This is a genomic window from Luteibacter sp. P1_D3 (assembly GCF_056406135.1).
On record NZ_JBFUAT010000049.1, the window covers coordinates 21,631 to 27,733 of the forward strand.

Consider the following 6,103-nt stretch of genomic DNA (forward strand, 5'->3'; position numbering starts at 1 on the left):
GTGTCGCCTAACGTCCCAGTCCCGTCGCTCTTATCACCTTGCCATCGACGGAGCCGCTGATTGCTGGGCCGGGTCCGGTGAGACTGTCGACACCACCTGTTGCTGGACCTGCTGTTGATCCTGCGCCTGCTGCTGGATGTTGTTCTGCACGTTGACAGCCGATTCCTGACTGCTCTGAGCAAGGGGCGTCTGGACGGCCTGCATGACGTCAACCTCGACATACTTCTTGAAGGGGGAGTTGAGCTCGCCCTGGATGGCATAGCCCCGATTGGCGTCGTCGGACAAAGCCACGTGGTCGATGCGGTTGAAGCCCGCGGCCGTGGCGGCTGAGGTGAGGGAGCCGGCGAAGTTCTGTGTGTGAGGGCCGGGTGTGCGGCCGTGGCTTTCGTCGATGCGTGCTATGCACGTGTGGGCCTGCACGTAGATCCCATTGGCAGGGTGACTCGCGTCGAGCAGGCTCGGGACGGCATGTTGAGCGGTCGTCTGGACCTGCGCCTTTGCCTCACCAATGGCGGCCATGGTCGCCGGTCCCGCCACGCCATCGGCTTTCAGGCCGTGGGCGGTCTGGAAGGCTTCGACAGCTTCCTTGGTGTGCGGGCCAAAGTGCTGATCAGGATGGATGGCGCTGCCGTCTCGCGCCGTGACGCCGAGAGCGGCAAGGTCGGTCTGGAGTGCACCGATAGCAGGGCCATGGTCGCCTTGCTTGTGAGCATGGATATGGCCCCTAGTAGCGTGCGTAGCCGGCGCGTGAGTAGCAGCTTGAGGGTGTGCCGCTAACGTGGCTTTCAACTGTTCGTCGGTCAGAGGTGCAGTCTGATTTGTGGTGCCGGCTTTCCAGTATTCGGCACGAGCGATGCCGTCGAGTAGCGCGTCACCCTCATCCGGCGTCATTTCCCGGACTTTCTTGTTATGCAGGTCGTGTCCCTGAGCCAACGCGGTCGCGTAGATCGTCTTCGCTTGCGTATCGTGGTGAGTGGCGCCGCTGTAGTCTGCTTTCGAGTATCCCTTGACCAGATCTTCAACCGTATCGTTTAGGTGCTGGTCGATGATGAGCTTCCTCTGGGCGTTTCGCCCCGCCGCATAGTTCTCGAATACTGCATTTCCCCAGTGGTCCAGGTCGACGATGCCACTGTATCGGGACTGCGCCTGCTCCAGAGCCTTTTCCTTGGAGCGCGGGTTGTGGACGGTCTTGTCCGCACTTCCTTCGAACTCGAACTTGAGATTGCCGGGGTTGTTGTTACGCCAGGACACCGTCCCGTCTTGTGCTGTCACCCAGGTCTTGTCCTCCATCTCAAAAACACGGGTCGTCCCCTGGCTTGCTACGAGGCGCGTTACCTTCTTTTCTGACACAACGTCCATATTTCTTCCTTGTGAAAGGCCATCAGGCCATCAAAAGCCTTTGCTGCAATCTGTGCGGACTTCCTTGCATTCTTGCCCCCCGCTTGCTGTGCAGGCGGTCATTGCACGCGTTACTGCCTGCTTTTCGTCCCTGGAATCGGCACCGGCACCCCCGAACGAACGTGCGGCTGAATCCCGAACGAGGGAGATGCAGCCGTCTTGCTGCTGGACGAGCACGGTGCAGTCTTGTTTGTTGCAGTCACCCTGAAGGTCTTTCCACACCGAGTCCGGCGTCGCGTTGCCATGCATGAACATGAACTTGCCAGATTTATGGTTGACCAAAAGCGTGTTGAGGAAGACGGGGACCGTCCACCTGCCATCCATGTCCGCAGCGAGGCCTGACGCTGGCAATGCCATTTTTTCGGACTTTTCCGGTCCGCGTCCTGCCACCACGGTTGTCCGGATCGCATTCGTGACCTGCCACTTGCCGGAGCGCCGGACCAGGTCCAAGACCGTGGTCGAAGACTTTTCGCCGCTGTCGATCTGTTCGATGTGGGCATGCCCCGGCGTCACCTTGACGTAATCACCGTCGAACGGATCATCGTGAAACTGGCTGCACTGCGAGCAGGCAATGACTTTGTCGTTGGAGAAGTCCGGAACGAACTTGCCGTCCTTCTTGCCGAACATGACAAGGGTGCGGTGGCGCACGTTGTCCTTGTCGGGAGCAGTCTCGAATATAGCCGCTGCGTCCGCGTTGGGCTGCTCACCGCTGGATGCAAAGGACAGCAAGGCGGTTCCCGACGGTGCTGCGGCGGTCACTTCTGAAGGGGCGCTGGGCGGGGCCTTCGAGGGTGGCGAGGCGAAAGCAGGGGCGGCGGTCATCATCAGGCCAGCCAGTGCAAATCGGAACGTCCGTATCATCGCCAACTCCAAATGGGGGAAGTTCGGAGAATAACCGAGACGCTGGCTGGTTAGTGATGACTGCCTCACGCGCACGGGGCCTAAAGACGCATGTATGCGAATTCCCGAGGTGTTACGTAGTCCTATCCTTGATTTCGCTCCGGGTCTTGCCGCACCAATCGCAATGCTGTGAGACGAAGTGAAAATAGTTACTCGATACACGACGCTCGCAGGCCGACGAATAGGAAAGGGCCCCGAAGGGCCCTTGATCACCGGAAGCTCTTTCATATCCCACTCTGGGTGAGGACCTTCATTGAAGGCGGCAGGGCCTCTTTCACCGGCTCGAGGTACCTGTAGGAGAGTCCCGAGGGCGTCTCCAGGGTCGATTTTATGGGTATGTGGGTGTTACGTAAACCGTCTAGGGCGGTACGATTCTGGGCGTGGGTTAGAAGAAATGGTGCAGCAAGATGCTAATCAGTACAGCGCCATGCACTACCAGAGCGAGCCATCTGGCTTGACTAGCCGATGCCGCATGAATTTTCGCTTCGATACATGCGATGTCTGCGGAAAGTGCCTTCATGGATGACCTGAGCTCCGCTCTGAGTTCAGCATGTCTTTCGGCTTGTTGAGCTGAGGCTATTCTCGCGCTTGTGCTTGCGAGCTCTATACAGCGGTCGGCGTTGATGCGGGTTATGCCGACCGTGTGCGCTTGTACCGCGAAGCTCCAAGCAGAGCTCATCGGCATGTTTGGACGTGCGTGTTCTAGCGGTTCCGGCGGGAACATCAAATTGAGCCTATCGTTTCGGTCGCCGCGGTGCTTTTTTCCCAAGGCAACCGAGCATGTGCCTCAGCCGCACAATGCGCCCCCATCTGCGTCAACGCCGCCACCGCATCAAGCGACAGCGCCATGCGCCGGCAGTCGACCGTATCCGATTCATGCACGAATTCAGCAAGCAACTCCGTGAGCCCTCGTGCGTATTGGAGAAGTTCGGCTGCGTTGTTGAGCAGCTCGTGCGCCGAAGCATCAGGATCCGCGTAGTAGCGGGCGCGGCTGACCGTACCGTTATCGTTGTTTGTAGACATGACTGCTCCTCGATGAAGCCATCGTTCGACTGAGTGGCGCGCGCACGAGGCAGCGCGCCGCGGATCAAGCGGACTCGCGGTTTCAAGGCTGCCCGTGGCCGGGCGCCGGGCTTCGTTGGTTAACGACGTGGATGAGCGTCAGCTCAGTGCACCAGCGCGCGAGAGCACGCGCCGGGTTGCACGGCCAAGAAACATCTCAGAGTTAGCTGACGCCCTGGTCGGTCAACCGTGCCTGCGACGGATGCAGGCAGCCCGGTAACCGTTGAGGGTGTCGCCAAGGGGATTCGGCGGGCGAGCGAGTCCAGTATGATCGTTGGAAGCCACGATTGACTCCTTGCTAGTTGGTTGTGGTCAGCGGTCCGGGAGTGTTCCTAGCACTCTCGGGCCGCGCTTCTCACCGCATCGAGCGATGGTTGTCTGCGCAGCTGGCTAAGCGACGACGCGGGCAACGAGATGACCGTAGCAAAACAACATTGGGTTGTCTGTAGTCGCGTGTGCATGACTGATACGGTCGGTATCCCGCTCCGAAAGCTGCGTAACGACACACGCCTTCCATCTTCGCGAGATTGCGAAAGACCTCAGTCTGCCAAGTACCTAACGTGCGCTTCGCATTACGTCAGTCTTCGCTGATAGACCGATGACGACGTATCGGCGTAGCCTCGGTGTCCTAAGAATAAAGGGAGATACACATGGCTATGGGTGATGCCTCGAACACGTTGACCATTGATCTGTCGGAAGGGTGCGTGGACGACATCCCGACGCCAACGCAAGGTCAGAGCATCTTCGACACGCTTGTTCAAATAACGGGCTCGCAAGCGCGCGTCGAACAATCCGTTAGAAACCTGGATCAACGCGTCGACCGACTCGAAGGAGTCGTGGCGGGCGTGGCTACGGACGTAAGGGATCTCGTTTACTGGAAACACAAGTTGTGGGGGATGGTCATTCTCATGGGGTGGCTTGCTGCTGGATGCGCCGGTGTTTGGGCTTTCATCGGAAGTCATGTCTCCTGGACTTCTGCTCCGGCTAACGCGATGCCTGCACTATCAGCTGCTCCGGCTGAAAGTCACGCACTGGTTCGGTGAAGGACAAGTTCGTCTTCAGCGGCGCCGAGATCGGCGCCGTCGTCTGGCCGGGGCGTCCCCGCGGCCCACGAAGAAATCCACGCTGAACAGCATTTTCTTGCGGCTCGCAAACTCTCGACCGACGCATGACACTAAGCGCCTTCCTGAGCTCCGAGAACGTCATGCATAAGCCGATTCTCACGTTAGTCCTGCTGGCCCTTACTTCTGTCGCGGCCAGCGCTGCCGATTCCCCCAAGGACGTGCAGGCCCTGATCGCCCGTGGTGACTACCCCGGTGCCGAGACCGCCTTGCGCCAGGCCATTTCCGAGCATCCGGACAGCGCCAAGGCGCACTACGTCCTGGCGGAAGTCCTGGCCCACGAGGGCAATATCGGCGAGGCCAAGACTGAGGCGACCAAGGCGGCGACCCTGGATCCGTCGACCAAGTTCACCGATCCGGCCAAGTTCCAGCATTTCCAGCGCGAGCTGGACGCCGCCCTTGCGCCGCCTTCCGCTCGCCCCTCGGCGGCGACCCCCGCGCGTTTTAGTGAGCCCCAGCCGGCCGCCCGGACCGAAGCTGGTGGCCAGTCGCACATGACGGGTTGGCTGATCGGCGGCTTGATCCTCGTCCTGATCATCTTCTTCCTGATGCGTCGTCGGCAGAATCCGAGCAACCAGTTCGGCAACGGCTATCCCCCGGCGCCGCCGATGAACGGCGGTCAGCCTTACGGTAACCAGCCTTACGGTGGGTATCCAGGTGGCAATCCGGGTTACGCGCCACCCCCGTCCTCGGGTGTGGGCACGGCAGTCGCGGCCGGTCTCGGCGGCCTGGCGGCTGGCGCGCTGCTCGATGAGGCCTTCCGTTCCCACAGTGGCGGTGAGCAAACGCACGCTAATGGTGGGAATGGCTTCGCCAACCTCGGCCCCGACTCGTCCACGCAGACGGATTCGTCCTCGCAGGCGTACAACGACCTCCGCGAAGACCCGATCGACATGGGTAACAACGACAGCTCGTGGGACGACAGCTCGTCCGGCGGTGGCGACGACGACAATCAGTGGTGAAGTAAGTCGTCGGCCGGTGATTCTGGCTGAGAAGCCAGAATCACCGGCCGCTTGAATACACGGGTTCCGCTTGCTTTCCTTCTTCCTCGTCCTTGTCGTCGGTCTCGTCGCGGGTTGCCTCAGCGGCGTCATMGGAACCGGCTCGTCTTTGATGCTGCTGCCCGTATTGACGTATCAGTTCGGGCCGAAGCACGCCGTGCCGGTCATGGCTGTGGCAGCCGTGATCGCCAACGTGTCGCGCGTTGTTGCCTGGTGGCGTGAGATCGACTGGAAGGCCGTGCTGGCCTACGCCGCGCCCGGCGTGCCTGCCGCCGCCCTGGGCGCGCGAACGCTTCTTGCCTTGCCGCCCCGATGGATCGATGCAGGGCTCGGGTTCTTCTTCCTGTCGATGCTGGCGCTCCGTCGGCTACGTCCCTTGTCACGGCCGATGCCCTTATGGGGGCTTTCCCTGTGCGGCGCGGCCATCGGCTTCCTGACCGGGCTCGTCCTGTCGACCGGTCCGCTGAGCGTTCCTGTCTTCACGTCATATGGCCTCGTCGGCGGGCCGTTCCTCGGCACCGAGGCTGCCTCGGCATTGGCGCTTTATCTGAGCAAGGTCACGACCTTCCGAGAGTTCGGCGCGCTGTCGGGAGATGTCGTCCTTCAGGGGCTGATCGTCGG

Annotated in this window: 6 protein-coding genes; 3 read left to right on the forward strand and 3 right to left on the reverse strand. The window is 60.8% G+C overall.

Features of this window, described 5'->3' with window-relative positions:
- Positions 1 to 33 precede the first annotated feature (33 nt).
- The 3 genes from AC1DYM_RS21110 to AC1DYM_RS21120 all read right to left on the reverse strand — a co-directional run bounded on the left by AC1DYM_RS21110 (position 34) and on the right by AC1DYM_RS21120 (position 3,321).
- Positions 34 to 1,359: an XVIPCD domain-containing protein gene (locus AC1DYM_RS21110; protein ID WP_477341724.1), complete on the reverse strand. Its 1,326-nt coding sequence runs from the start codon at positions 1,357 to 1,359 to the stop codon at positions 34 to 36.
- Positions 1,360 to 1,389: 30 nt separating this feature from the next.
- Complete coding sequence (locus AC1DYM_RS21115) at positions 1,390 to 2,223, reverse strand: DUF4189 domain-containing protein (RefSeq protein ID WP_477341726.1); 834 nt, start codon at positions 2,221 to 2,223, stop codon at positions 1,390 to 1,392.
- Between the two features lie 798 nt (positions 2,224 to 3,021).
- The gene (locus AC1DYM_RS21120) at positions 3,022 to 3,321 is read right to left on the reverse strand and encodes a hypothetical protein (RefSeq protein WP_477341728.1); all 300 of its coding nucleotides are present in this window, start codon (positions 3,319 to 3,321) and stop codon (positions 3,022 to 3,024) included.
- A 689-nt stretch (positions 3,322 to 4,010) separates the two neighbouring features.
- Here AC1DYM_RS21120 and AC1DYM_RS21125 point away from each other — a divergent pair.
- From AC1DYM_RS21125 to AC1DYM_RS21135, 3 genes are all read left to right on the forward strand, one after another.
- Entirely contained in the window at positions 4,011 to 4,403 is a 393-nt protein-coding gene (locus AC1DYM_RS21125) for a hypothetical protein (protein WP_477341730.1), read from the forward strand.
- Positions 4,404 to 4,564: 161 nt separating this feature from the next.
- Entirely contained in the window at positions 4,565 to 5,443 is an 879-nt protein-coding gene (locus AC1DYM_RS21130; RefSeq protein ID WP_477341732.1) for a tetratricopeptide repeat protein, read from the forward strand.
- Positions 5,444 to 5,513: 70 nt separating this feature from the next.
- A partial coding sequence (locus AC1DYM_RS21135) for a sulfite exporter TauE/SafE family protein (protein WP_477341734.1) occupies positions 5,514 to 6,103 on the forward strand: 590 nt, incomplete at its 3' end.